The organism is Paraburkholderia acidipaludis NBRC 101816, from assembly GCF_000684975.1.
Classification (GTDB): domain Bacteria; phylum Pseudomonadota; class Gammaproteobacteria; order Burkholderiales; family Burkholderiaceae; genus Paraburkholderia; species Paraburkholderia acidipaludis.
This window is the reverse complement of record NZ_BAXZ01000009.1, coordinates 201,552-224,565: the sequence shown is the minus strand read 5'-3', so window position 1 is coordinate 224,565 and position 23,014 is coordinate 201,552. Positions and strand designations below refer to the sequence as shown.

General features: G+C 67.3%; 20 protein-coding genes. 12 read left to right on the top strand and 8 right to left on the bottom strand.

Annotation, left to right across the window (positions count from 1 at the left end; genetic code table 11):
- Nucleotides 1–42: 42 nt before the first annotated feature.
- Complete coding sequence (locus BAC01S_RS12915; protein ID WP_027795141.1) at nucleotides 43–1,128, bottom strand: zinc-binding dehydrogenase; 1,086 nt, start codon at nucleotides 1,126–1,128, stop codon at nucleotides 43–45.
- A 90-nt stretch (nucleotides 1,129–1,218) separates the two neighbouring features.
- Between BAC01S_RS12915 and BAC01S_RS12910 the strand changes: the two genes are divergently transcribed.
- From BAC01S_RS12910 to BAC01S_RS12890, 5 genes are all read left to right on the top strand, one after another.
- Nucleotides 1,219–2,136 carry a LysR family transcriptional regulator gene (locus BAC01S_RS12910; protein ID WP_027795140.1) on the top strand — a complete coding sequence of 306 codons (918 nt, stop codon included), beginning with the start codon at nucleotides 1,219–1,221 and terminating at the stop codon, nucleotides 2,134–2,136.
- A gap of 436 nt (nucleotides 2,137–2,572) precedes the next feature.
- Complete coding sequence (locus BAC01S_RS12905; RefSeq protein ID WP_043202094.1) at nucleotides 2,573–3,271, top strand: (2Fe-2S)-binding protein; 699 nt, start codon at nucleotides 2,573–2,575, stop codon at nucleotides 3,269–3,271.
- A 17-nt stretch (nucleotides 3,272–3,288) separates the two neighbouring features.
- A complete protein-coding gene (locus BAC01S_RS12900) occupies nucleotides 3,289–4,290 on the top strand; it encodes an FAD binding domain-containing protein (protein WP_027795138.1) in 1,002 nt (333 codons plus the stop codon).
- Nucleotides 4,287–6,518: a xanthine dehydrogenase family protein molybdopterin-binding subunit gene (locus tag BAC01S_RS12895; RefSeq protein ID WP_027795137.1), complete on the top strand. Its 2,232-nt coding sequence runs from the start codon at nucleotides 4,287–4,289 to the stop codon at nucleotides 6,516–6,518. The genes BAC01S_RS12900 and BAC01S_RS12895 overlap by 4 nt, the downstream gene beginning before the upstream one ends.
- 137 nt (nucleotides 6,519–6,655) lie before the next feature.
- Complete coding sequence (locus BAC01S_RS12890; RefSeq protein WP_027795136.1) at nucleotides 6,656–7,243, top strand: nucleotidyltransferase family protein; 588 nt, start codon at nucleotides 6,656–6,658, stop codon at nucleotides 7,241–7,243.
- A gap of 21 nt (nucleotides 7,244–7,264) precedes the next feature.
- Here the strand turns inward: BAC01S_RS12890 and BAC01S_RS12885 are convergent, their stop codons facing one another.
- Nucleotides 7,265–7,639, bottom strand: a complete 375-nt coding sequence (locus tag BAC01S_RS12885; RefSeq protein WP_043202091.1) for a hypothetical protein — start codon at nucleotides 7,637–7,639, stop codon at nucleotides 7,265–7,267.
- 10 nt (nucleotides 7,640–7,649) lie between these two features.
- Here BAC01S_RS12885 and BAC01S_RS31210 point away from each other — a divergent pair, with 10 nt between their 5' ends.
- Both BAC01S_RS31210 and BAC01S_RS12875 read left to right on the top strand, forming a co-directional pair.
- Complete coding sequence (locus BAC01S_RS31210) at nucleotides 7,650–7,862, top strand: hypothetical protein (protein ID WP_156954403.1); 213 nt, start codon at nucleotides 7,650–7,652, stop codon at nucleotides 7,860–7,862.
- Nucleotides 7,863–8,036: 174 nt separating this feature from the next.
- Entirely contained in the window at nucleotides 8,037–9,260 is a 1,224-nt protein-coding gene (locus tag BAC01S_RS12875) for a PepSY-associated TM helix domain-containing protein (protein WP_027795134.1), read from the top strand.
- Nucleotides 9,261–9,303: 43 nt separating this feature from the next.
- On the opposite strand, the gene BAC01S_RS12870 is transcribed toward BAC01S_RS12875, so the two are convergent.
- The 4 genes from BAC01S_RS12870 to BAC01S_RS12855 are packed head-to-tail and all read right to left on the bottom strand — an operon-like array spanning nucleotide 9,304 to nucleotide 14,039.
- Complete coding sequence (locus BAC01S_RS12870; protein ID WP_027795133.1) at nucleotides 9,304–10,371, bottom strand: 2-aminoethylphosphonate aminotransferase; 1,068 nt, start codon at nucleotides 10,369–10,371, stop codon at nucleotides 9,304–9,306.
- A 10-nt stretch (nucleotides 10,372–10,381) separates the two neighbouring features.
- Nucleotides 10,382–11,566, bottom strand: coding sequence for a phosphonopyruvate decarboxylase (gene aepY, locus BAC01S_RS12865; RefSeq protein ID WP_027795132.1), 1,185 nt, complete (start codon nucleotides 11,564–11,566; stop codon nucleotides 10,382–10,384).
- Nucleotides 11,563–13,275 (bottom strand): phosphoenolpyruvate mutase, encoded by a 1,713-nt coding sequence (gene aepX / locus BAC01S_RS12860; protein WP_027795131.1) that lies wholly within the window; start codon nucleotides 13,273–13,275, stop codon nucleotides 11,563–11,565. The genes aepY and aepX overlap by 4 nt, the downstream gene beginning before the upstream one ends.
- A complete protein-coding gene (locus BAC01S_RS12855) occupies nucleotides 13,272–14,039 on the bottom strand; it encodes a phosphocholine cytidylyltransferase family protein (protein WP_027795130.1) in 768 nt (255 codons plus the stop codon). Before BAC01S_RS12855 ends, aepX begins: the two co-directional genes overlap by 4 nt.
- Before the next feature lie 397 nt (nucleotides 14,040–14,436).
- Between BAC01S_RS12855 and BAC01S_RS12850 the strand changes: the two genes are divergently transcribed.
- Nucleotides 14,437–15,984, top strand: a complete 1,548-nt coding sequence (locus BAC01S_RS12850) for a methyl-accepting chemotaxis protein (RefSeq protein WP_027795129.1) — start codon at nucleotides 14,437–14,439, stop codon at nucleotides 15,982–15,984.
- 205 nt (nucleotides 15,985–16,189) lie between these two features.
- Nucleotides 16,190–17,941, top strand: coding sequence for a peptidoglycan D,D-transpeptidase FtsI family protein (locus tag BAC01S_RS12845; RefSeq protein WP_027795128.1), 1,752 nt, complete (start codon nucleotides 16,190–16,192; stop codon nucleotides 17,939–17,941).
- Between the two features lie 29 nt (nucleotides 17,942–17,970).
- Here BAC01S_RS12845 and BAC01S_RS12840 read toward each other — a convergent pair whose 3' ends face one another.
- The gene (locus tag BAC01S_RS12840; RefSeq protein ID WP_027795127.1) at nucleotides 17,971–18,294 is read right to left on the bottom strand and encodes a DUF4148 domain-containing protein; all 324 of its coding nucleotides are present in this window, start codon (nucleotides 18,292–18,294) and stop codon (nucleotides 17,971–17,973) included.
- A gap of 173 nt (nucleotides 18,295–18,467) precedes the next feature.
- Nucleotides 18,468–19,250: a Crp/Fnr family transcriptional regulator gene (locus BAC01S_RS31205; protein WP_084168564.1), complete on the bottom strand. Its 783-nt coding sequence runs from the start codon at nucleotides 19,248–19,250 to the stop codon at nucleotides 18,468–18,470.
- A gap of 176 nt (nucleotides 19,251–19,426) precedes the next feature.
- Between BAC01S_RS31205 and BAC01S_RS12830 the strand changes: the two genes are divergently transcribed.
- The 3 genes from BAC01S_RS12830 to BAC01S_RS12820 all read left to right on the top strand — a co-directional run bounded on the left by BAC01S_RS12830 (nucleotide 19,427) and on the right by BAC01S_RS12820 (nucleotide 22,987).
- Nucleotides 19,427–21,094, top strand: a complete 1,668-nt coding sequence (locus BAC01S_RS12830; protein WP_027795126.1) for an acyl-CoA synthetase — start codon at nucleotides 19,427–19,429, stop codon at nucleotides 21,092–21,094.
- A 301-nt stretch (nucleotides 21,095–21,395) separates the two neighbouring features.
- Nucleotides 21,396–21,713, top strand: coding sequence for a hypothetical protein (locus tag BAC01S_RS12825; RefSeq protein WP_027795125.1), 318 nt, complete (start codon nucleotides 21,396–21,398; stop codon nucleotides 21,711–21,713).
- A gap of 680 nt (nucleotides 21,714–22,393) precedes the next feature.
- Nucleotides 22,394–22,987 carry an IMPACT family protein gene (locus tag BAC01S_RS12820; RefSeq protein ID WP_027795124.1) on the top strand — a complete coding sequence of 198 codons (594 nt, stop codon included), beginning with the start codon at nucleotides 22,394–22,396 and terminating at the stop codon, nucleotides 22,985–22,987.
- Nucleotides 22,988–23,014 lie beyond the last annotated feature (27 nt).

Genomic DNA, 23,014 nt, shown 5'->3' with positions numbered 1-23,014 from the left:
TCTTTTCCCGTCCCGCCGGGCATGCCCGGCGCGACGTTCGGCTCACGCTTCGCCCGCCGCTTCCCCCACCACGATGCAGCGCAGTCCCTCCGCAGCAGCAGCCGCGTCGATGGCGGTTTCGAGCTGCCCGAGCGGATAGCGCTCCACCTCCACCGCATCGAGCGTCAATTGCCCCGACGCCGCCAGCGCGATCAGCGTCCGATAATCCGCGCCGCTGTACATGAAGTGGCCGATCAGCTCCCAGTTGTTCAGGAGCATCTCCCGGTAGCTGACAGGTAGTTCGCACTCCATACTGCCCATCAGCACCATGCGCCCGTTGCGGCGCAGGCCGCGCAAGCAGGCGAGCGTCGCATCCGGATCGGTGGCATGGCCCACCATGTCGAAGGCAAGGTCCGCTCCGCCGTCCGAGGCCGCGCGGATCGCGGCGATATCGCGCGCGGCGTCGCCGCTCAACGCGAGCGTCGTGACGCGTTTGCCCGCGCGCGCCGCGATCGATTCGAGCGCCGCGGCGCGGCGTCCCACCGCGACGACGCGGCTCGCGCCCAGCGCCAGCGCCCCCAGAACCGCCGCCGACCCGAATGCGCCCGCCGCGCCGTTCACGATCACCGTTTCGCCCGCGGCAAGCCGGCCGCGCCGCAGCCCGCCGAACGGCACGACGAGCTTGCCGAGCGCGGCGAGCTGCGCGGACGGGACCGCATCGAGGCCGTCGAGCGAAAACACCGTCGAAGCCGGAAATTCGGCGGCTTCACGCAGGGTGCCGTGCGGAAAATCCGCCAGCATCGCCGCGCTGCCCGGGCTGATGGCGGTCAGGCCGATCAAGGCCTGCTCCGGCTCGCGCACGGCCTCGTCGGCAACCCAGTAGGGGCTCAGCGCGACGCGCTGGCCGGGGCGATAGCCGCCGTAGACGCCCTCGCCCGCCGCGATTACGCGCCCAATGCCGTTGGTGCCCGGCGAGAACGGTCCGGGCGGATACGCGTATGGCAGCCGGCCCTGCACGTACTGGCGCGTGTAGCTCAGGAGCGGCACGGCTTCCATGCGCACGAGCAGCGTGCCGCGGCGCGGTTCGGGCCGGGCCTCGTCGCGAAGCGCGAGCGGCTGGCCGGGGGTGTCGAGCATCCAGGCTTTCATGGTCGTCTCCATCAGGATCAGTTGACGGTTTGAACTGTAGGCGCCGAAGACCTATTCTTGAAATCCATTCCTCCGATTCGACCTATCACTGTGGCTGATCTCTCCGGCATCGACCTGAACCTGCTCGTCTCGCTCGACGCCCTGCTCGCCGAATCGAACGTGACGCGTGCCGCCGCGCGGCTCAATCTCACGCAGCCCGCCGTTTCGGCGCAGCTCGCGCGGCTGCGCCAGTTGTTCGGCGATCCGCTCCTGATTCCGGCCGCAAACGGCCGAGGCATGACACGCACCGCCCGCGCGCTCGAACTGATGGAGCCGCTGCAATCCGCGCTGCGAACGCTCGAAGCCGTGGTCCGCCGCCAGCCCGTTTTCGACCCGCACACGGACACGCGGCGCTTCGTCGTGGCGGCCAGCGACCAGGCCGTGGCCGTGCTGGGCCTGCCGCTCATGCAGGCATGGCCGAGACTTGCCGGGCCGCATGTCCAGCTGGCGTTCGTCTCGGCAGAACTCGTGGGGCTGGCGGAGCGCTTCGAGCGCGGCGAGCTCGATCTGCTGCTGGGCTCCGAGCGCATGATGCCGCCCACGCTCAAGGCGCGGCGCCTTTACGAAGAGCGCTTCGTGACCGCACAGCGCCAGGGGCATCCGCGCGGCACCGCACCCTATACGCTCGACGACTACTGCGCCTTCGAGCATGTGCTCGTCTCTACCTCGGGCGGAAGCTTCTTCGGCTTCATGGACGAGCACCTCGAAACCCTCGGCCGGGCACGGCGCGTGGCCTTGTCGGTCCAGCACTTCACGCTCGTGCCCGAGGTTCTCGCGTGCACCGACTACCTCGCCACGCTGCCCGAGCGGCTGATCGCACGCTACCGCGACCGCCTCGATCTTTTCGAACTGCCGTTCGAAGCGCGCGGCTTCACCATGCTCGCGGGCTGGCACCCGCGCAGCCAGAACGATCCGGCGCATGGTTGGCTGCGGGAAGCGGTTGCGGCGATCGTGCCGGTTGCAAATTGAAAGCCGTGAAGCCGCATTCATCTTATGGAGTGCTACATATTTGGCCGCGGACGCAACCGGACGATTTATGTCCGCCCTGCCAGCCTCGCGTCAGCCGCCGGTCATGCATAGGCCAGTCCCGCGCCACACTCGCACGAGTCACGAAAGTTTCGCAGTCCCGCTCTTTACTTTCGCTTCCGGCAAGCGCAACGTGCTGGTCTGATGCGCGTGCCGGGCCTTCGTCCGGCCGCGTATCGCGCGAACCTGCCGCGTCGCGCTTCGCCGGTAAGCGATCAGCAAGGAAAGCACAACGCAGCGCGGGCTCGCGGCATCGGAATTGCTGTCCAGACAGAATGCGCAAAACGCGCAAGATTCGCAGATTTCGCGCACCGCGGGCCCAACTTCATGCGACCGCGCGTGCGCGTGTTTCCGTCCTTCGATGGAGCCGCCGAACGCCATGTCACACGACCTTCCCGACGACGCAGGCAAGCCCACGCCCGCCGCCACCCCCACCGACGTCTCGCGCCGCCGCTTCCTGCAGTCGGCGGCCGCTGCCGCCGCGCTGGGCGCCACGCCGCATCTGCAAGCGCAGACCGAACCCAACGCCGCCGAAACCGCAGCGCCGCGGCCGACGCCTGCTCCCGCCCAGCCCGTGCACCTGAACATCAACGGTCGCGAGTACGTGCTGCACATCGAACCGCGCGTCACGCTGCTCGATGCGCTGCGCGACTATGCAGGTCTCACCGGCACGAAGAAAGGCTGCGACCGCGGGCAGTGCGGCGCATGCACCGTGCTCGCGGACGGCCGGCGAATCAACTCGTGCCTCACGCTCGCGGTCATGCACGAGGGCGCACGCATCACGACCGTCGAAGGGCTCGCGAACGCGACTACGCTGAGCCCCGTGCAGCGCGCCTTCATCGAACACGACGCGTTTCAGTGCGGCTACTGCACGCCGGGGCAGCTCTGTTCGGCGACGGCGTGCATCAGCGAGTTCAATGCGGGCACGGCGAGCGCCGTCACGCGCGACGTGCGCGAACACCCCATGCAACTCACCGATGCCGAAATCCGCGAACGCATGAGCGGCAATATCTGCCGCTGCGGCGCCTATGCCAACATCGTGGCCGCCGTGCGCGATGCGCATGCGGCCAGCGCGTGACGAAGGAGGCGCCTCTCATGGATGCCATCTCCTACCAGCGCGCCGCCGACGTCAACTGCGCGATTGCGGCCGTGCAACAGCCGGGCGCGGTATTCGTCGGCGGCGGCACGAACCTGCTCGATCTCATGAAGGGCGGCGTGACGCATCCGGTCACGCTCATCGACGTCACGCGCATCGACGCCCTGCAGAACATCGAGACGCTGCCGGACGGCGGCCTGCGCATCGGCGCGCTCGTGCGCAACAGCGATGCGGCCAATCACGCGCTCGTGCGCACGCGTTATCCGCTGTTGACCGAGGCGTTGCTCTCGGGCGCCTCGGGGCAATTGCGCAACATGGCGACGATGGGCGGCAATCTCATGCAGCGCACACGCTGCGGCTACTTCTACGACACCGCGTTCGCCCAGTGCAACAAGCGCGCGCCGGGCAGCGGCTGCGCGGCCATCGGCGGCTTCAACCGCATGCACGCGATACTCGGCGCGAGTCCGCAATGCGTGGCCGTCAACCCGTCCGACATGAACGTGGCGCTCGCCGCGCTCGATGCGACCGTGCAGGTAAGCGGCCCGCGCGGCGCACGCGCGATTCCCATCGCGCAGTTTCACCGCCTGCCCGGCGACCGCCCCGATCTCGACACGACACTGCAGCCGGGTGAACTGATCACCTCGGTCGATCTGCCGCCGCCCGCGTTCAGCGATCACACGCATTACCTCAAGGTGCGCGACCGCGCGAGCTACGCGTTCGCGCTCGTCTCGGTAGCGGCCGCGTTGCAGATGGACGGCAAAACCGTGCGGGCCGCGCGCGTCGCGCTGGGCGGTGTCGCACATCGTCCGTGGCGGGCGAGCGTCGTCGAACAGCGGATCACGGGACACGCGCTCAGCGCGGCGACGCTGCGCGAAGCGGCAAGCGCCGAACTCGCGAGCGCGAAGCCGCTCGACGGGAATGCGTTCAAGGTCGGACTCGCGCAGCGCGCGATCGTCCGCTCGGTGCTGCTCGCAGCCGGCCAGTCAGGAGATTTCGCATGAGCAACCTCACCGGCCAGCCGCTCGACCGCATCGACGGCATCCTCAAGGTCACCGGCGACGCCCGTTATGCCGCCGACTTTCCCGAGGCGCGGCTCGCGCATGCCGTGCTCGTGACGAGCACGGTGGCGAGCGGCACGATCGGCAGCATCGACACGCAGCGTGCGCAGCAGATGCCCGGCGTGCTGCTCGTGATGACGTATGAGAACGCGATGCGCCTGCCCAACGGCGGGCACCCGCCGCTGAGCCCGCCCGCGGGCCGGCACCTCACGCTGCTGCAGGACAACGTCGTGCGTTACAGCAACGAGCCGGTCGCCGTAGTGGTCGCCGACACGCTCGAACATGCCGCCGACGCCGCGCGCCACGTGAACATCACTTACGCCGCAGCGCCGGCGGCGCTCGACTTCGCCAGCGCGAAGGCCTCCGCCCACACGGCGCCAAGCCAGCCCAACCGCCCGGCCGATTCGGCGCGCGGCAATCCGGAAGCGGGGCTGCAGGAAGGCGCGGTGCGCCTCGACGCTGTCTACACGACGCCGATGCAGTTCCACAACCCCATGGAGCCGCACGCGACGATGGCGCACTGGGACGGCCCGGAACTCACGCTCTACGACGCCACCCAGGGCGTAACGGGCGCAAGCACGGCGGTTGCCGCGGTGTTTGGCATTCCTGCCGATCACGTGCGCGTGATCTCGCCGTTCATCGGCGGCGGCTTCGGCTGCAAGGGCTCTTCATGGTCGCACGTGAGTCTGTGCGCGATGGCCGCGAAGCAAACGGGGCGGCCCGTGCGTCTCGCCCTCGCGCGGCCGCAGATGTTCGGCTCCGTAGGCGGCAGGCCGCGCACCGAGCAGCACCTGCGGATCGCGGCGCACCCGGGCGGCACGCTCACCGGCATGCGCCACGACACGTACTCGCACACCTCGACCTTCGAGGACTGGACCGAGATGTCGGGCCTCGTCACGCGCATGATGTATGCAGTGCCGAACCAGAGCACGAGCCATCGCCTGGTACAACTCAACGTGGGCACCCCCACCTTCACGCGCGCGCCGGGCGAGACGACGGGTTCGTTCGCGCTCGAATCGGCCATGGACGAACTTGCATGGCAGCTGAAGATGGACCCCGTGGCGCTGCGCCTGAAGAACTACGCCGAAGCCGAGCCGCAGGACGGCAAGCCGTGGTCGTCGAAGGCGCTGCGCGAATGCTACGAGACGGGCGCGCAGCGCTTCGGCTGGTCGCGCCGCACGGCCACGCCGCGCTCGATGCGCGAGGGCAATACGCTGATCGGCCTCGGCATGGCGAGCGCGACCTATCCCGCGAACCGCAGCGAAGCCTCCGCGCTCGCGCGCATCCTGCCCGACGGCAGCGCGATGGTCGCGTCGGGCACGCAGGATCTCGGCACGGGCACCTACACGGTGATGACCCAGGTGGCCGCCGACGCGCTCGGCTTTCCGCCCGAGCGCATCCGCTTCGCGCTGGGCGACTCGACGCTGCCGCGCGCGCCGGGTTCGGGCGGCTCGCAGTCGGCGGCGAGCGTCGCGCCCGCCGTGCAGGCCGCCGGGCAGCAGGTGCGCGACAAGCTGATTGCGCTCGCGGTGGCGGATCGCGCGTCGCCGGTCTATGGCGCCGCGCCCGGCGACGTCACGGTGGCAGACGGCTGGGTCGTGAGCCGCAGCGATTCATCGCGCCGCGACCCCGCCGCCGCGATTCTCGCGCGCGCGGGCGGCAAGCCGATCGAAGCGGTGGCGACGACGAAGCCCGGCAGCGAGCGCCAGCAGTACGCGTTCCACTCGTTCGGCGCCGTCTTCGCCGAAGTCCACGTGGACGCGGATCTCGGCACGATCCGTGTCGCGCGCATCGTGGGCGTCTACGACGTGGGAAGCCGTCTCAACGAGAAGACCGCGCGCAGCCAGTTGATGGGCGGCATGGTCTGGGGCGTGGCGACGGCGCTGGAAGAAGAGGCGCTGCTCGATCCGCGCTTCGGGCGCATCGTGAACGCCAATCTCGCCGAGTACCACGTGCCCGTGAATGCCGACATCGGCGAACTGGACGTGCTGTTCGTCGGGCAGCCCGACACGCGCTTCAATGCGCTCGGCGTGCGCGGCATCGGCGAGATCGGCATTACCGGCGTGCCGGCGGCAATCGCGAACGCCGTGTATCACGCAACGGGCGTGCGCGTGCGCGATCTGCCGATCACGCTCGACAAGGTCGTGCCGCAGAAGAGCGCAACCGTATGACGTGTCTCCACGGTTGACGAGATTCGCCTTGCCTGCACGCCCAGGATGCGGGCAAGGCGGCTTGATTCGCAGGCCTTGCTTCACACGCGCTTGCGCCGCACAATCGACTCCTGATCTTCTCGCGCGCAAGACACACCATGGCCTACGCTTCGCTTGCCACCGGCGTGCTGCTCGCCGCCGGCACCGGATCGCGCTTCGATCCCAACGGTCTGCACAACAAACTCCTCGCCCCGCTGCCCGGGGGCACCTGCGTCGCGCGCGAAGCCGCGCACCGCCTGCTGCTCGTCGTACCCAAGGTGATCGCCGTGGTCCGTCCCGGCGCGGAGACGCTCGCCTGCATGCTCAACGAAGCGGGCTGCGACGTGGTGTATTCCGCCGATGCGGCACGGGGCATGGGCGCAAGCCTGGCGGCAGGCGTGAGCGCGGCCGGCGACGCGGAAAGCTGGATCGTTGCGCTCGCCGACATGCCGCGCATCGCGGTGGAAACCATTGCGGCCGTGGCGCGCGCGGTCGACGAAGGCGCCGCGCTCGCCGCGCCGTTCTACGCAGGACAGCGCGGGCACCCGGTGGGCTTCGGCCTCGAACATCGCGAGGCGCTGCTCGCGCTGGATGGCGACGCGGGCGCGCGTGCCCTCCTCGCCACGTATCCGCTCACGCGCATCGACATGGACGACCCCGGCATCCTGCGCGACGTCGACACGCCGGCCGACCTGAGCGACCTCTAAAGCCAGCGCAAGCTTGCGGCCTCAGGGGCGCTCGCCTGCGCGGGTGTAGGCAAACGTTGCGGCGTCGGCGCCCACTTCGGCGATCTGCGCCGGTGCGGGTGGGGGTGTCGGCACTGTAGCGGCCTGTTGTGCCGGCTGCGCTTTGGCGGGGTTAGCGTTGGCATCGCCGTGGCCAAACAGCGACGGCACACCGATCAAACCCGCCAGAAACACCACCCCAATCACCGCCGCACCCATGCCCACGCTCCGAGAGAACAAACCGGGCGCCGCTTCGACGCCCAATTTCGAAAAAAGGCAGGAGTCTAAGGGCAGACTTGCGATTGTGAAACGCTGATGACATATAAACAGCATTGCGATCTTCACAACAATGGATGCCTTGGCAGAACGCGTGGTCATCGCGGTTGCCATGCAGTACAGTGAAGAACGGACCCGCCGCAACGGCGGAAGCGCCGCGCACGAGGTACCCGAGATGATCTGCTCGCATACGAATCCGCTGCCCGATCCGCTCGCCGATCCGACGCGCGACCCCGAGCGCGACCCGCTCACCCCTCCGCCGCCGGGCCATCACAACGAAGAGCCGCAACGCCCCGAAGGGCCGCCGAGCAAGGATCCTGTGTAGGCCGCGGTAGCCGGTCTTCGCCTTCAGGCCGGGCAGCGCTTCACGCCTGCAAGCACCTATGCCTTTCGTCTGGCTTGCGCCCGTCTCGTCATCGGCATAAAATGCGAACAATTCGCATTTGCACTATCGATACGACGTGATTCCAATCGACGCGGCGCCGGCCCGCACTCTCGCATGAGACCCCTGCTGGTCCATCTGCACCGCTGGTTCGGCCTCGCCATGGCGGGTTTCCTGTTCCTTGCCGGACTCACCGGCGCGGTGATCGCGTGGGACCACGAACTGGATGCCTGGCTCAATCCGTCGTACTTTCGCGCCCGGACGGACGGCCCGCCGTTGCCTGCCGTGAAACTGGCCGAGCGCCTCGAAGCGGCCGATCCGCGCGTTCAGGTCACGTACCTGCCGCTCTCGGTCGAACCCGGCGGCGCGCTGATCGTGCGGGTGCAGCCGCGCATCGACCCGGCTACCCGGGCACCCTATGCACTCGACTTCAACGAGGTGTCGCTCGACCCCGTGGCCGGCGACGTGCAAGGACGCCGCATGTGGGGCAAGCCCTCGCTCGCCCGCCTGAACCTGATTCCCTGCCTCTACCAGTTTCACTACACGCTGTTCCTGCCGACCCGAGCAGGCGTCAATCTCGGCATCTGGGCGATGGGGGTTGTCGGCATGGTCTGGCTCTTCGACGGGCTTATCGCGCTCGCGCTGGCGTTTCCGAGCCTGAAAAGCTGGCGCAAGTCGTTCGTCTTTCGCATGAAGCGCGGCGGTTATGCGCTCACGTTCGACCTGCATCGCTCGGGCGGCGTATGGCTATGGGGACTCCTGACGATCGTCGCGCTCACGTCGGTCTCGATGAATCTCGCCGAACCGGTCGTGCGGCCTGTGGTGTCGCTGTTCTCGACGCTCGCGCCCGATCCGTTCCGCAGCGTTGCGCCCGGCCCGCGCCTCACCGAGGACGAAGCCGCGGCCGCGCGCGAGCGCATCGTGGCCGCCGCGCCCGCGGCCGGCCGGCGCGAGAAGCTCGCCGCGCCGCCCGGCGGCCTCTTCTACGTGCCGGCGCTCGGCATCTACGGCGTGGGGTATTTCGCGGCAGGCAACAGCCACGGCGACGCCGGGCTCGGCAATCCGTGGCTCGTGATGGACGCGCGCTCGGGCAAGCTGATCGGCGCGCAGATCCCCGGCCGGGGCACGATGGGCGACCTCTTCATGCAACTGCAGTTTCCGCTGCACTCCGGGCGCATCGCGGGACTCGCGGGCCGCATCGCCATCAGCTTCACGGGCGTGTGCGTGGCGGTGCTCAGCGTGACCGGCTTGTTGATCTGGCTGAAGAAGGCGCGGGCGCGGCGGCGCGGGACGAAGCAAATGGCGCCGGTTGCGGCAACGCACGAGCGGGCGGCGAATTGAACGGGCGCGCTCGTGAGTTGCCGCAACTGCCACCGTCGGTAGTTCACCGCACGATCTCGTCGAACGCCGCCAGCAAACGCTCGATATCCGCCGCGTGGATGTCGCCCATCGTCGAGATGCGGAACAGTTCCGCCGAAAGACCGCCCTGCCCCGCGTAGATCACGAAGCCGCGCACCTTCAGCGCGTCGTGCAGCTTCGGATAGTCGATACCCTGCGGCAGCCGGAACGCCCGCAGCACCACCGACGATTCGTCCTTCGGCAGCACGCTCGCCATGCCGCGCGCCGCGAGCCCCGCGCGCACCTGCTCCGAAAGCGCCGCATAGCGCGCGTGGCGTGCCTGCCAGCCGCCCTCGTCGGCCAGCTCGCGCAGCGCTTCGACGAGCGCATAGTACGCGTGCACCGAAGGCGTGAACGGCGTGTTGCGCTGGTCCTGCAGCGTGGCGAGGCGCTTGAGGTCGAGGTAGTAGGTACGGCTCGCCGCCGTGGCGAGCGCCGCGCGGCGCGCGATCACGAACGCCGCGCCCGGCACGCCGTGCAGGCACTTGTTCGCCGTCGCGGCCACGGCGGCGATGCTCGCGTCGTTGAAGTCGATCGCTTCGGCGCCGAAGCTGCTCACGCCGTCCACCAGCATCTGCACGCCGTGCGCGCGGCAGGCCTCGCCAAGCGCACGCAGATCGTTCAGGCGCCCCGTGGTGGTTTCGTGATGGATGATCGCGACATGCGTGATCGCGCGGTCGGCATCGAGATGATCGACGATGCGAGCGAGGTCGGGGGCCTGCATCCAGTCGTGCTTCGCCACTTCATGCGCAATGCCGTACTGCTTCGCGATCTCCGTGATGCGCTCGCCGTACACGCCATTCTCGACGATCAGCAGCTTGCCGCTTTCGGGCACGAGCGACGCAATCATGCTTTCGACCGCAGCCGTGCCGGAGCCCGTCATCAGCACGGCTTGCCACTGGGCAGCATCGAGGCCGTAGACGTTCACGAGGCGCGTGCGCGCCTCTTCCTGCACGTCGAAAAACTCGCTTTCGCGGTGGCACAGGTCTTCCTGCAGCAGGCTGCGGCGCACGCGCTCCGTGAGCGTGACCGGGCCGGGGTTGAGCAACAGCATCGGCATGTCCTTATTGGGCGAGCGCGCCGATGTGGCGCATCAGGCGCGTCTTCACGTCAGGCGGCGTGATCGTGGGGCGCGGCAGGCCGTCGGGCGTGCCACGGCGAATCGAAAGGCATACGAAGCGCGTACCGCTCACGCCGTTGGCGCCGGCACGCCGCTCGCGCGCGGCGGCGAGCACGTCGTCGAGCGCGGCGAGGTCGTCGCTTTCCACGGCGTCGGCATAGCCGCATGCGGCGGCAACGGACGCGAACGACACCTGCTGCGAAACCGTGGCCTGGCCGCCCGTGGAGTCGTGCGCGCCGTTGTCGAGCAGCACGTGCGTAAGGTTCGACGGCCCATAAGCGCCGAGCGTCGCGAAAACGCCCATGCGCATCAGCGCGGCGCCGTCACCGTCGAGCGCGACGACGTTCAGGTCGGGGCGTGCGAGTGCCAGGCCCAGCGCGAACGGCGTGACGCAGCCCATCGATCCGACCATGTAGAGCTGGTTCGCGCGGTCGTCGAGCGCGTAGAGTTCGCGGCCGCAAAAGCCCGTGGAGGCGATCACCACCGTCGATTCCGCGGGCGTGGCCGCGATCACCCGTTCGAGCGCGTCGCGGCGCGACGGCCATTCGTTCGCAGTCCGATCCGTCCACTTCGATTGGGCCACCGCCAGAGCGTGCCTTTCCGGCGCGGCGCCGTCCTTCAGTTCGACCGGCGCGACGCTGCCCTTCTGCATCACGAGCGCATACGGGCGGCCCGTTTCGTCCATGTGCCGCATGGCGCGCTCGAGCGCGGGCCCGATCTGGTCGGCCTCGGTCGGGAAGGTCTCCCAGGGAATCTCCATGGTTTCGAGCATCTGCGGCGTGACCGGCCCCATCAGCGCGTGCTGCGGCTCGTCGGAAACGCCGGGCTGGCCGCGCCACGTCACGATCAGCAGTTGCGGCAGACGGAAGGTCCACGTGAGCGACGTGAGCGGACTCACGGCGTTGCCGAGACCCGAGTTCTGCATCATCGTGATACCGCGCTTGCCCGCGAGCGCAACGCCCGCGATCAGCGCGACGGCATCGCCCTCGTTGGCCGCGCAAACGTAGTGCAGCGACTCGTCCTGCAGCACGTAGTTGATGAACGGCGTGAGATACGAGCAAGGCACGCCCGCGTACCACTCGAAGCCGCGCGCCCGCGCCGCTTCGACAAATTGCACCGCCTCGATCATGCGCCGCCCTCCGGCCTTGCCTCTCCCGTGCCCAGCGGGGTTTGCGCATGAGCGAAGTCGCCCGCGCGGCGGAAATCTTCGAGGTCGTTCACGCCGCGCCAGTGGCCGTGCACGTACTGCACCTCGATCTTCTCGCCGTCGGCGATCAGCGCGTTGAGAAGCGCCGGCATGTCGAGCGTGTCGAAATCGGCGCGCGTCTGCAACTGCGCAAGCTTCTTCGCGAGCTTCTCGCGACCCGTGCCGCGCACGTTCATGAGCCCGATCCAGCGGCCATGCGGCGCATCGGCCGCATTGTCGTTCGCGCCCAGATCGCTGGAAATGCGCGAGAGCAGCACCTTGTTGCCGAACAGGCCCCGGTCGTCCGCGGCCGAGCACCACGCGAAGTCGCGCACGCTGCGGTTCTCCGTGGCCGGCGACGAATCGATCAGGACACAGAACTCCGCCTCGCTTTCGACCAGATCGCGCAGAAGGTAGCTGCGGAACAGCAGATCGCCGTATGAAATCACGGTGTCGTGTTGCATCGCGCCCACCGCGCACGCGAGCGACGCCAGCTCGTTGGTCTGCGCGTAGCGCTCGTTGCGCACGAGCTTGATGCCGGCGCTGTCGATCGCGTCGGCGCGATAGCCGCCCACCACCGTGATGTCGTTCACCGACTGTTTCTTGAAAGCATCGACGAGCCAGCGCAGCAGCGGCTTGCCCGCCACCGGCAGCATGACCTTCGGCTTGTCCTCGGTGAAGGCGTCGAGTCCCGAGCCGCGGCTCGCGGCCAGCACGATCGCCGACCCCGCGTTGCGCGAGGTGGACAGGTAGCGGTTTTCCGCTTCGGAATACTCGTCGGCGTCCTGCAGGCGGAAAATTTCGTTAACCGAAGCAATGCGATCCTCCACGTCGACGAGCGTTTGCGTGTCGTGAATCGTTTTCGCCACGGCCTGCATGGCCGAAGCCGACGCGCGCACCAGATGGTTTGCCCAGATCACGACGCTGATGCCGGCCTTGCGGAACACGTCGGTCGGCGTGCTGTAGTACTTGGTCGGCACGATCACGAGCGGGCCGCGGCCGGCCCACTCGCGCGCGAACGTGAGAATTTCGTCGGGTTTCGAGAGCTTGCTGTGAATGAGGATCGCGTCCGCGCCCGCGAGGCGATAGGCCTCGGCACGCTTGAGCGCTTCGTCCATGCCCCAGCCCGCGATCAGCGCCTCGACGCGCGCGACGATCGAAAAATGCTCGTCGGTCTGCGAGTCCTTGCCGGCCTTGATCTTGCCGCAGAATTCGTCGATGTCGGCAAGCGGCTGCGCCTCGCCCTTGATGAAGCTGTTGGTCTTCGGAAACTGCTTGTCTTCGATGCACACGCCCGCGATGCCGCGCTGCTCGAGCTTGCGCACGAGGCGGCGCACATTGTTGAAGTTGCCGTAGCCCGTGTCGCCGTCGAGCAGAATGGGCAGATCGCTTGCGTCGGCCATGAACTCGAGGTTGTCGACCACCTGGGTCCAGCTCGCTTCGTTGTTGTCGCGCACGCCGAACTGCGCGGAGATCGAAAGGCCCGAGCCCCAGATCGCCTTGAAGCCCGCCTCGCGCGCAATGCGCGCGGAAAGGCCGTTGTGGGCTTCCATCAGGAATTCGAGTTCGTTGCTCAGGAGCATCTGGCGCAGCCGCGCGCTGCGGGAGACGGGGACGGCCGTGAGAACCGCGGCGGGTTCGCGTGCATTCATCGTGTTGCTCCTACCGGACGGCGCAGTTGCGGCAGCACTTGCTGCGCCGCGCGCGTCACATCGTTGGGAAAATCGATTTCGATCCAGGGGGCGCCGGTCACGTCGGCGGTCTCGAACTCGCGGCCGCGCTCGAGCAGCAGGTCGCGCAGCGCTTCTTCGTGCGGCAGGTTCGCACGGCCGCTCTCGACATAGCCGGCCACGATCTGCGCAAAGCGCCGTGCCGTGGCCTCGTTGAGACGGAAGAAGCCGACCGATTCGCCGATCGTGTCGTACTGCAGGCTCACCGCGAGCTGCTTGCGCAGTTCGACGGGCACGCCTTCGCGCAGGCACAGCTTCACGGGCTCGTCGCCGGCTTCGAAATCGCGGTCGATCAGGAGGCGGTTCGTGCCTGCGGTGCCTGCAATGAGCGACGCCAGCACGCGTTCGTCGTAGAGCACGTCGGCGTCCATCAGCAGGACGTCGCCGCCACGCGTGAGCGCGTCGGCCACGCAGTGCACCGTGAGCACGCTGCCCAGTTCGTAGCGCGTGTTGATGACGGTCTCGACCTTGTGCGGCCAGCCGATGCGGGCCAGCTCCGCCTCCACGCTGTGCGGCTGGAAGCCGAGCGCGAGGACCACTTCTGTCACGCCCTGTGTTTCGAGCAGGCGCAGATGCCGCTCGAGCAGCGAAGTGCCATCAAAACGCAACAGACATTTGGGATACTGATCGCCCTCGGCTTGCTGAAGCCGCAGGCCAAGGCCGGCGGCAAGAATGATCGCTCGCATTCGGTTTCCAAGGGTTTTGTTATTGGGGCGGGCGCCGCCGCCCGCTCTTCTTGCCGGCCCTCGGTGCCGGCGCGGCAACGCCGCGTCGGCTCGGGAGCCGAATTCGCGACTATAACGGAAATGATTCCCAATTGCCTTGTCGTGCCTCTAATAGTGGCAAAACATGGCGTTGCAGTGAAATTTGTGGTTTTGCCAAGGCGCTTTTGACGTTTTTCCTACCCCTCGCCTTACCCTCCGTTTCACCGCGCAAACCGCGCCATTCTTCGGATGAATATCCCCGCAAAGGCCCGTGCATTCAGGGTTCGCCCTGATCGCGCCGCCCTTCGCGCGCGCCGTTAACACAGTCGGGCGCACCCGCCCCGCCAGCCCCGCAGCCCCACGAACGACCCGACCGACCATGACCCTGAATCAGAAACTCCGTTCGATGATCGCGATCCTCTGGATCGGCCTTCTGCTCATCGTCGCCTTTGGCGCGTGGCAAAGCCGCGCTTCGATGATCCGCGAGCGCGAGGCGCAACTGAAAACGCTCGTCGAAGAAGCGATGAGCATCACGAACTACTACTACACGCTCTCCCAGCAAGGAAAGCTTGCGGAAGCCGACGCGCAGAAGCAGGCGCTCGCCGTCATCGGCTCGATCCGCTATGGCAAGGATGGCTACCTGAGCATCAATAATTCGCAGTCCGTGATGCTCATGCATCCGATCAAGCCCGAGCTCGACGGCAAGATGCTCGCCGACTTCACCGACCCGGCCGGCCACCATCTGTTCACCGACCTCGCGGCCGCGGCCAACCGGCCCGAAGGCGGTTTCGTCGACTACCTCTGGGCGAAGCCCGGCCACGACCAGCCCGTGCCCAAGACGAGCTACGGCAAGCGCTTCGCGCCGTGGGACTGGTGCATTGTCACGGGCATGTACATGGACGACGTCCGTGCGGCTTTCTTCGAAAGCCTCGGCATCTGGCTCGCGGTGACGCTCGTGCTCGGCGCCGTGGCGACGATCGTAATGGTCTTCGTCGTGCGCAGCGTGCGTTCGAGCATCGGCGGCGAGCTCGAGATCGCAGTCGAGACGGCAAACCGCATCGCTCACGGCGACCTCACCACGCGCGTGCAGGTCCAGGGCAGCAACGAGAGCAGTCTGATGCGCGCGCTCTCGACGATGCAGGGCTCGCTCGTTGAAACCGTCTCGCGCGTGCTGGGCGGCGCGGAGAACATCAACGTGGGGGCGAACGAGATCGCCGCGGGCAACACGGACCTCTCGCAACGTACCGAGCAGCAGGCCGCGGCGCTCGTGGAAACGGCGTCGAGCATGGACCAGATGACCGCCAACGTGCGCCAGAATGCGGACAGCGCGCAGCACGCGGCCACGCTCGCGAGCCAGGCCGCCGACGTCGCGACGCGCGGTAACGAAGTGGTGGAAAACGTGGTGCGCACGATGGGCGACATCACCACGAGCTCGCGCCAGATCGGCGACATCATCGGCGTGATCGACGGCATTGCCTTCCAGACCAACATCCTCGCGCTCAATGCGGCCGTGGAGGCCGCGCGTGCGGGCGAACAGGGCCGCGGCTTCGCCGTGGTCGCCGCCGAGGTGCGCAGCCTCGCGCAGCGCTCGGCGACGGCGGCCAAGGAAATCAAGTCGCTGATCGAAAAGTCGACCGGCACGGTGGCGGAAGGCGCGCAACTCGTCACGGATGCGGGCACGACCATGACGGAGATCATGCAGTCCGTGCGGCGCGTGCACGAGATCCTCGAAGAAATCAGCCACGCCTCGCGCGAGCAGAGCGCGGGCATCGAGCAGGTGAACCGCGCCGTCGGCGAGATGGACCAGGTGACACAGCAAAACGCGGCGCTCGTCGAGGAAGCCGCTGCGGCAGCGCATTCGCTCAAGGATCAGGTGACCATGCTGCGCGAAGCGATCTCGAGCTTCAGGCTGCCGGCGCTCGCCTGACGCTCTCCCCGGCCGGCCCACCCTCTCTCCCCTCTCGCGCGCGACGCCATCGACAGGTGGCGCGCTGCTGTCAATTAATCAGCTCTACTATTTTTTGACCGCGCCACCGGGTACAACCCGGCATGGCATCAGGCTCGCCCGAAACATTTCATTTAAATTACATTGCAATTACAATTCAGACCATGACACGACGACCCGCCACCCGATGATCTCCCGGAACAAGCCGCCGCGCGACCCGCACGCCCTTGCCACGCGTCACCCGATGCTGAGCCCAAGCCTGCCGGCCTGGCGTTCGAAGCTGGTGGTCTTCATCGCGTTCGCCGGCTTCGCGGCACTCGCTGGGCGGGCGCTGTGGATCCAGGTCGTCAATCACGACTTCTACGTCCAGCAAGGGCAAAAGCGCTATCAACGCACGCAGGAACTCGACGCGCGGCGCGGGCGCATCGTGGACCGCAATGGCGCGCTCCTTGCCGTGAGCCTGGAGAGCTTCGAGATCTGGGCCAACCCGAAACTCGTCGACGAAGCGGTTTACGAGCCGCTCGCGCAACAGCTCGCCATGCCGCTCGCCGAGCTGCGCCGCCGTCTTTCGGGCGAGCGCTCGTTCGTGCTGCTCAAGCGCCAGGTGGACCCGGGCACCGCCGCGCACATCGACGAAATGGCCACGCGTGGCATCACGCTGATCGCGGATTCGAAGCGCTTTTATCCCGAAGGCGAATCGGCGGCGCACGTGGTGGGCTTCACCGGTATCGAAGACGCCGGGCAGGAAGGCGTCGAGCTCGCGGCGGACACGCAATTGCACGGCACGCCGGGCCAGCGCGAAGTGATCCGCGACCGGCTGGGCCGCGTCATATCCGAAACGCGCGAGCGCGTCCTGCCGAAGAACGGCGAGACCGTCCAGCTCACGATCGACCGCCGCGTGCAGCAGCTCGCGTATGCGCAATTGAAGGCCGCCGTTGCGAAGCACAACGCCGAGGCCGGCAGCGTGGTGGTGCTCGATGCGCGCAACGGCGACATCCTCGCGCTCGCGAACTGGCCGTCTTACGATCCGAACGACCGCGCGCGGCTCACGGGCCGCCAACTGCGCAACCGCGCCGTGGTGGATACGTTCGAGCCCGGCTCCACGATCAAGCCCGTCGTGGTGGGGCTCGCCATGGACCTGCACAAGGCGACTCCCGCCACGGTCATCGACACCGGGCCGGGCTCATACCGCATCGGCACCGCGACGATCCACGACACCTCGGACCACGGCCGCATGACTGTCGCGGAAGCGATCCAGAAGTCGAGCAATATCGCCCTCGCGAAGCTCGCGTTGAAGCTGCCCCCGCAGACCATCTGGGACAAGTATCAGGAATATGGGCTCGGCCAGAAGCCCGCCGTGACATTCCCGGGCGCCGCGGCGGGCCGCGTGCGGCCGTGGGCGCGCTGGCGCCCCATCGAGCAGGCCACGATGGCCTACGGCTACGGCCTTTCGGCGTCGCTGCTGCAGCTCGCGCAGCTCTACACGGCTTATGCGGGCGACGGCACGATGCACCCCGCGCGGCTCCTGGTCAAACCGGACGATTCGTTGGCCGAAGATGGCGCTGGAGAGAATTCGATCGATGCGCCCGCAACGATGGCGCGCAAGGTCACGACGCCGGCCACCGCGGCAGCCATGCGGACCATGCTGGAAATGGCGACGCGCGAGGGCGGAACGGGCCGCGCGGCGACGGTGGAAGGCTATCGTATCGGCGGCAAGACCGGCACCGCGCGCAAGCAGATCGGCGCGGGCTATGCGAAGAACCGCTATCGCGCGCTATTCGTCGGCATGGCGCCGATGAGCGCGCCGCGCGTGATCGTCGCCGTCATGATCGACGACCCCGCCAGCCGCGCCTATTACGGCGGCACGGTGGCGGGACCGGTGTTCTCGGGCGTCACTGCCGGCACGTTGCAACTGCTCGGCGTACCACCGGACGCGTGAGACGCGCGATGCGTAACTATCGCCACGCCTTAGCGGGCCGACGACGGGCCGCCCGATTCGCTGCCTTGCGCGGGCGAGCTGCCGTAGCTCGTCTGCGCAATCTGACGTTCCTGGGCCAGACGGGCCTCATCCGCGCGCTTTTCGCCAAGGCGCTGCATGGCTGCCTGGACGTCCTGAGGATAGGTGGCGTCGTTGAGGTGGGCGGGGTTGTATCCCACCGATTCCAGATCGACGATCTGCTGTTTCACTTCTGCGCGCGTGACCGGGGCGTTGTTCGTGGACTGCGCGAACGACATCGCGGGAACGGCAAACATCATCGAAACCACTGCGGTACGAAACATTGCGGTCTTCATTTTGCTCTCCTGAAGCATGAAGGAGACTCGCGCCGGGGGCTTCATGCACCGCCAGTCATGCGCGAGTCGGTGAGCAAAGTCTACGCAGCGGGCCGACGGGCAAAAAGCACCCGCGGCGAGAGAGACCCTTTCATCCTGCACAATGATTCGCGAGCCGTGCGCCTTCCGCCCCCTCAAAGCTGATCGCGGCCGAACGCCCTCAATCCTTCGAGTTCGAGAACGTCCACACGGTTGTACGAGAGCGTGACGAGCCCGGCCTTTTCGAGCGCTTGCAGCGCCTGATTGACCCGCTGCCGCGATGCGCCCGCCAGCATGCCTATCTCCTCCTGCGATATCTCCAGCGCCCGTCCTGTCTCGGGATAGAGATCGGGATTGAAGAGCTGCGCGAGGGCCTGGGCGACGCGCGCGTCGACGTCGAGCAAGCGGCTGTTCTGGATCAGCGCGATGAACTCGCCCATGCGGTTGTTCAGTTGATGGATCACGAAACGATTGAACGGCAAGCTGCAGTCCATGAGCCGATGAAACGTATCGGCCGGCACCGCCAGCACGAGCGAATGCTGCAGGGCAATCACGTCGTACTTGCGCGGCTCGCGCTTGATGACGCTGCCTTCGCCGAACCAGCCGCCGTGCGGCACGCCAGAGAACGTGCAGCCGCGTCCCGACGCGTTGAAGATCGCGAGCTTGACGAGCCCGGCGCTCACACCCAGCCAGTGAACGGACGGCGCCTCGCGCGCGGCGACGGTCACGCCGGGCGCGTAAGTCTGCGCATGCGAATCGGCCAGCACCCACGTGCGATGTTCGGGCGCAAGCGCACGAAACCAGGCGCAACGCTCGAAGAGAGCAGCGAGCCGAACCGGATCCGCGGCGTCGATACGCTGGGCGCCGCGGGTGCAGGCGCCGGCTTCGGCGGGCTCGCCCGGCAAACTGCCGGCCGGCGGCATATTGGACTGTGTCATCGCGCAAACTCCGAGTGGGAGCGGAGAACGGGAAACGGGAAGCGGAAAACGGGGGGCTCTGTCGCGCCAGCGACAGACTCTTGCGCGCGGTCCTGCCAGGATAGCGCGATCATACCGATAAACCACGCCCCCGGGCTTCGCGCCCGACTACCTTGCATGGGACTGGAGACAACGCCATGGTGCATCTCTTCGAAGAAGGGCTCGCGCAACGCGAGGCCAATTTTGTGCCGCTCACGCCGCTCGACTTCATCGCGCGTTCCGCCGAGGTGTATGGCGAGCGCCTCGCGATGGTCCATGGCGACGTGCGCCGCACCTGGCGCGAAACGTACGCGCGCACGCGCCGGCTCGCGAGCGCGCTCGCGAAGGCCGGCATCGGCCGCGGCGACACGGTGGCCGCGCTGTTGCCCAACATTCCGGCCATGGTCGAAGCGCACTTCGGCGTGCCGATGGCCGGCGCCGTGCTCAACACGCTGAATACGCGGCTCGACGTGGCCACCATGCTGTTCATGCTGCGCCATGGCGAGGCGAAAGCCCTCATCGTCGACACCGAATATGCGCCGCTCGCGCAGCGCGCGGCGCTGGAATTCCCGCACCTGAAGATCATCAGCGTCGCCGACATCGCGCCCGCCAGCCCGGAGCAGTTCCCGAGCGCCACGGACTACGAAGCATTCCTCGAACAAGGCGACCCCGCGTTCGAATGGACCCCGCCGCCAGGCGAATGGGACGCCATTGCGCTCAACTACACGTCCGGCACGACAGGCGACCCGAAGGGCGTGGTCTATCACCATCGCGGCGCGGCGCTGGCCGCGGTGAGCAACATCCTCGAATGGGACATGCCGAAGCACGCGGTCTACCTGTGGACGCTTCCGCTCTTTCACTGCAACGGCTGGTGCTTCGCATGGACCGTCGCGGCGCGCGCGGGCGTGAACGTCTGCCTGCGCAGGTTCGACGCGAAGCTCGTGTTCGACCTGATTCGCCGCGAGCGCGTCACGCACTATTGCGGCGCGCCGATCGTGCAGTCCGCGCTCGCCGACGCGCCCGCCGAAAGCCGCGAGGGCATCGCCCATACGGTGCACACGATGGTCGCGGGCGCGCCGCCCGCACCCGCCGTGATCGCGAAGATGAAAGCGATCGGCGTCGAGCTCACCCACGTTTATGGCCTGACCGAGGTGTACGGGCCCGCCGCCGTCTGTGCGGTCCAGCAAAGCTGGCAAGCGCTTCCCGCCGAGGAGCAGGCACGCCTCGCCGCGCGGCAAGGCGTGCGCTATCACCTGCAAGCCGGTCTCACCGTGCTCGATTCCGCGACCCTGGAGCCGGTGCCGGCCGACGGCGAAACGCTCGGCGAAATCATGTTCCGCGGCAACATCTGCATGAAGGGCTACCTCAAGAACGATCGCGCAACCGAAGACGCCTTCCGCGGCGGCTGGTTCCATACCGGCGACCTCGGCGTGATGACGCCCGACGGCTACGTGCGCATCACCGACCGCAGCAAGGACGTCATCATCTCGGGCGGCGAAAACATCTCGAGTATCGAGGTGGAAGATACCTTGTACCGGCATCCGGCCGTCGCGCTCGCGGCCGTGGTGGCCGTGCCCGACGCGAAATGGGGCGAAGTGCCGTGCGCGTTCGTCGAACTGCGCCCCGGCGCGAGCGCGACGGCAGAAGAGATCATCGCCCATTGCCGCCTCTTCCTCGCGCACTACAAGGTGCCTCGCACGGTGCGGTTCGGCGAGCTGCCCCGCACCGCCACGGGCAAGATCCAGAAGTACGAACTGCGCGCGCTGATGAAGTCGCAAAGCGCCATCGACCTGAGCGGCGCCCCGGCGAAGAAAACCGGCCCCTGAAGCGGGCACGGACCGTTACGGCGACGGCCGGCAAGCGCCGCCCGCCGATCCGAATGTAACGCGAGTTGACAACCCGACCCTATTGACCTCTCCGATCAATTGTCAGTTACCGCGCGTTATTGTTTTCGCATCAAGGGCCAAATGTCAGATTGACCCTTTCTTCATGCCTTTCGTTTCGAAATTTATGCTTACAAGTGGTCACGCATGGTTCGCATCCCGGCCTATAAGCTGGGTCTCGTGGGTGACGGCAAGGCGGGCTTCGCCGCCGTACCGCCACGACGGACTCTAGAGGAGGAACCTGATGAACACAAAGAGCTGGAAGACCCCCGCTCGCGCCATCGCAGCGGCGCTGATCGCCGGCGGCGCGCTGATGGGGGCCACGAGCGCCTTCGCGCAATCCGCGCCGTTCGCGCTACGTGCCGATTCGCAGCCGCAGTATGGCGAGCCGCACATGATGCCTGTCGACGTGCAAGTGACGATCGGCTGGCACGGCGACCGCTACTGGGACGGCCACCGCTACTGGGAACACGACGAGTGGATGCGCCATCATCCGCACGATCCGGGTCCGCCGCATTACCACGAAGACGACCATCGTCCGCCGCCTCCGCAGCACTACTGATCGGGTGGGCTAACCGCTGCCGCCGCGCTGCCGTTGTCGGGCGGCGGCCCGCGCCGAGGCCGGTTTTCCGCGAGGAAAGCCGGCCTCGCGCATTTGCGGGAAAGATGATTGCAAGTAATTGAAGGTAATTTGTATGAATTGATTCGCGGCGAACGGCCGGGTAACTTATCCCTGCGTTTCGTTCCCCGGAGCGCACGGTGTATTCTCATTCGCCCCGGCCGGCAACGCCCGGGGCATTTTTCTGGAATACCCAACGATTTTTTTTGCGTTGCGGATTGATTTTGGCGCGCGTAAGGTTGAATTGCCTCTTGAGAACAGGCGAGCCTTATGAGCCCCGGTCACAGGACAACGTCCTGACCGGGTTTTTTTTCGACACCGGAGTCGAGAGCGGCGGGGAATCCGGGAGCAAGCCCGGAAGGCTTCGCTGCAGCGCCTCGCAAGCGCGGCGGCAACGAGCGGGAAGCGGAGAAATGACGGATCACCGAATGAGGAGTTCGGTTTCGCTCCAGCCAGAGCTAGACCCGTCATGGCGAGCATTATCGGGCCTGGCCGCCGATGCGTCATTAGCACAAGCTGCAAGAATCCATTACGAATTTCGTCAAAATTTGGGGCCGGACGTGTCGGAAGCGGCCGCGCACATCGGTTAACATGGTGATTTCGCCCCTGCTGCACCGTCTGTCTTGCCCACCTTCACGCTAGCCGCCCCCCTCAGCGCAGAACTCGAGATCCGCAAGAGCCGTTTCATCGCGCACGCCATTCCGGTTGCGGGCCGCGATGCCGCCATGGTCGAACTGCGCCTGCTGCGCGAAGCGCACCCTGCGGCCACGCACGTCTGCTGGGCACTGCTCGCCGGCGGCCAGTCCGGCATGTCCGATGACGGCGAGCCCTCCGGCACCGCCGGCCGGCCCATCCTCGAAGTGCTGCGCCATCACGACCTGGACGGCGTGCTGGCCGCCGTCGTGCGCTATTACGGCGGCGTGAAGCTGGGCGCGGGCGGCCTCGTGCGCGCCTATACCGATGCGATCGCAACCGCGCTGCAGGGCGCCGCGCGCATCGAGCGCATTGCGCAGGCGCGGCTGATCGTCGAGGTCGGCTATCCCGACGAAACACGCGTGCGCCACTGGCTAGAACAGGCACGGGCCTCCCTCGTGGAGAGCGCCTATACGATGACCGTGCGCCTGACGATCGAATTGCCCGCGACCGAGCTGGAGGCCGCGCGGGAGACGCTGCGCGACCTCACGCAGGGCCGCGCCGGCTTCCCCGCGCACGGTTGAAGACCGGCGCGCGAACAAAGCACAAAA

What these genes read in the sequence shown, in the direction of transcription:
- BAC01S_RS12915 (WP_027795141.1), bottom strand. Translation starts at nt 1,128, where the DNA reads ATGAAAGCCTGGATGCTCGACACCCCCGGCCAGCCGCTCGCGCTTCGC.
- BAC01S_RS12905 (WP_043202094.1), top strand. Translation starts at nt 2,573, where the DNA reads ATGTCACACGACCTTCCCGACGACGCAGGCAAGCCCACGCCCGCCGCC.
- BAC01S_RS12900 (WP_027795138.1), top strand. Translation starts at nt 3,289, where the DNA reads ATGGATGCCATCTCCTACCAGCGCGCCGCCGACGTCAACTGCGCGATT.
- BAC01S_RS12895 (WP_027795137.1), top strand. Translation starts at nt 4,287, where the DNA reads ATGAGCAACCTCACCGGCCAGCCGCTCGACCGCATCGACGGCATCCTC.
- BAC01S_RS12890 (WP_027795136.1), top strand. Translation starts at nt 6,656, where the DNA reads ATGGCCTACGCTTCGCTTGCCACCGGCGTGCTGCTCGCCGCCGGCACC.
- BAC01S_RS12885 (WP_043202091.1), bottom strand. Translation starts at nt 7,639, where the DNA reads ATGACCACGCGTTCTGCCAAGGCATCCATTGTTGTGAAGATCGCAATG.
- BAC01S_RS31210 (WP_156954403.1), top strand. Translation starts at nt 7,650, where the DNA reads ATGCAGTACAGTGAAGAACGGACCCGCCGCAACGGCGGAAGCGCCGCG.
- BAC01S_RS12875 (WP_027795134.1), top strand. Translation starts at nt 8,037, where the DNA reads ATGAGACCCCTGCTGGTCCATCTGCACCGCTGGTTCGGCCTCGCCATG.
- BAC01S_RS12870 (WP_027795133.1), bottom strand. Translation starts at nt 10,371, where the DNA reads ATGCTGTTGCTCAACCCCGGCCCGGTCACGCTCACGGAGCGCGTGCGC.
- aepY (WP_027795132.1), bottom strand. Translation starts at nt 11,566, where the DNA reads ATGATCGAGGCGGTGCAATTTGTCGAAGCGGCGCGGGCGCGCGGCTTC.
- aepX (WP_027795131.1), bottom strand. Translation starts at nt 13,275, where the DNA reads ATGAATGCACGCGAACCCGCCGCGGTTCTCACGGCCGTCCCCGTCTCC.
- BAC01S_RS12855 (WP_027795130.1), bottom strand. Translation starts at nt 14,039, where the DNA reads ATGCGAGCGATCATTCTTGCCGCCGGCCTTGGCCTGCGGCTTCAGCAA.
- BAC01S_RS12850 (WP_027795129.1), top strand. Translation starts at nt 14,437, where the DNA reads ATGACCCTGAATCAGAAACTCCGTTCGATGATCGCGATCCTCTGGATC.
- BAC01S_RS12845 (WP_027795128.1), top strand. Translation starts at nt 16,190, where the DNA reads ATGATCTCCCGGAACAAGCCGCCGCGCGACCCGCACGCCCTTGCCACG.
- BAC01S_RS12840 (WP_027795127.1), bottom strand. Translation starts at nt 18,294, where the DNA reads ATGAAGACCGCAATGTTTCGTACCGCAGTGGTTTCGATGATGTTTGCC.
- BAC01S_RS31205 (WP_084168564.1), bottom strand. Translation starts at nt 19,250, where the DNA reads ATGACACAGTCCAATATGCCGCCGGCCGGCAGTTTGCCGGGCGAGCCC.
- BAC01S_RS12830 (WP_027795126.1), top strand. Translation starts at nt 19,427, where the DNA reads ATGGTGCATCTCTTCGAAGAAGGGCTCGCGCAACGCGAGGCCAATTTT.
- BAC01S_RS12825 (WP_027795125.1), top strand. Translation starts at nt 21,396, where the DNA reads ATGAACACAAAGAGCTGGAAGACCCCCGCTCGCGCCATCGCAGCGGCG.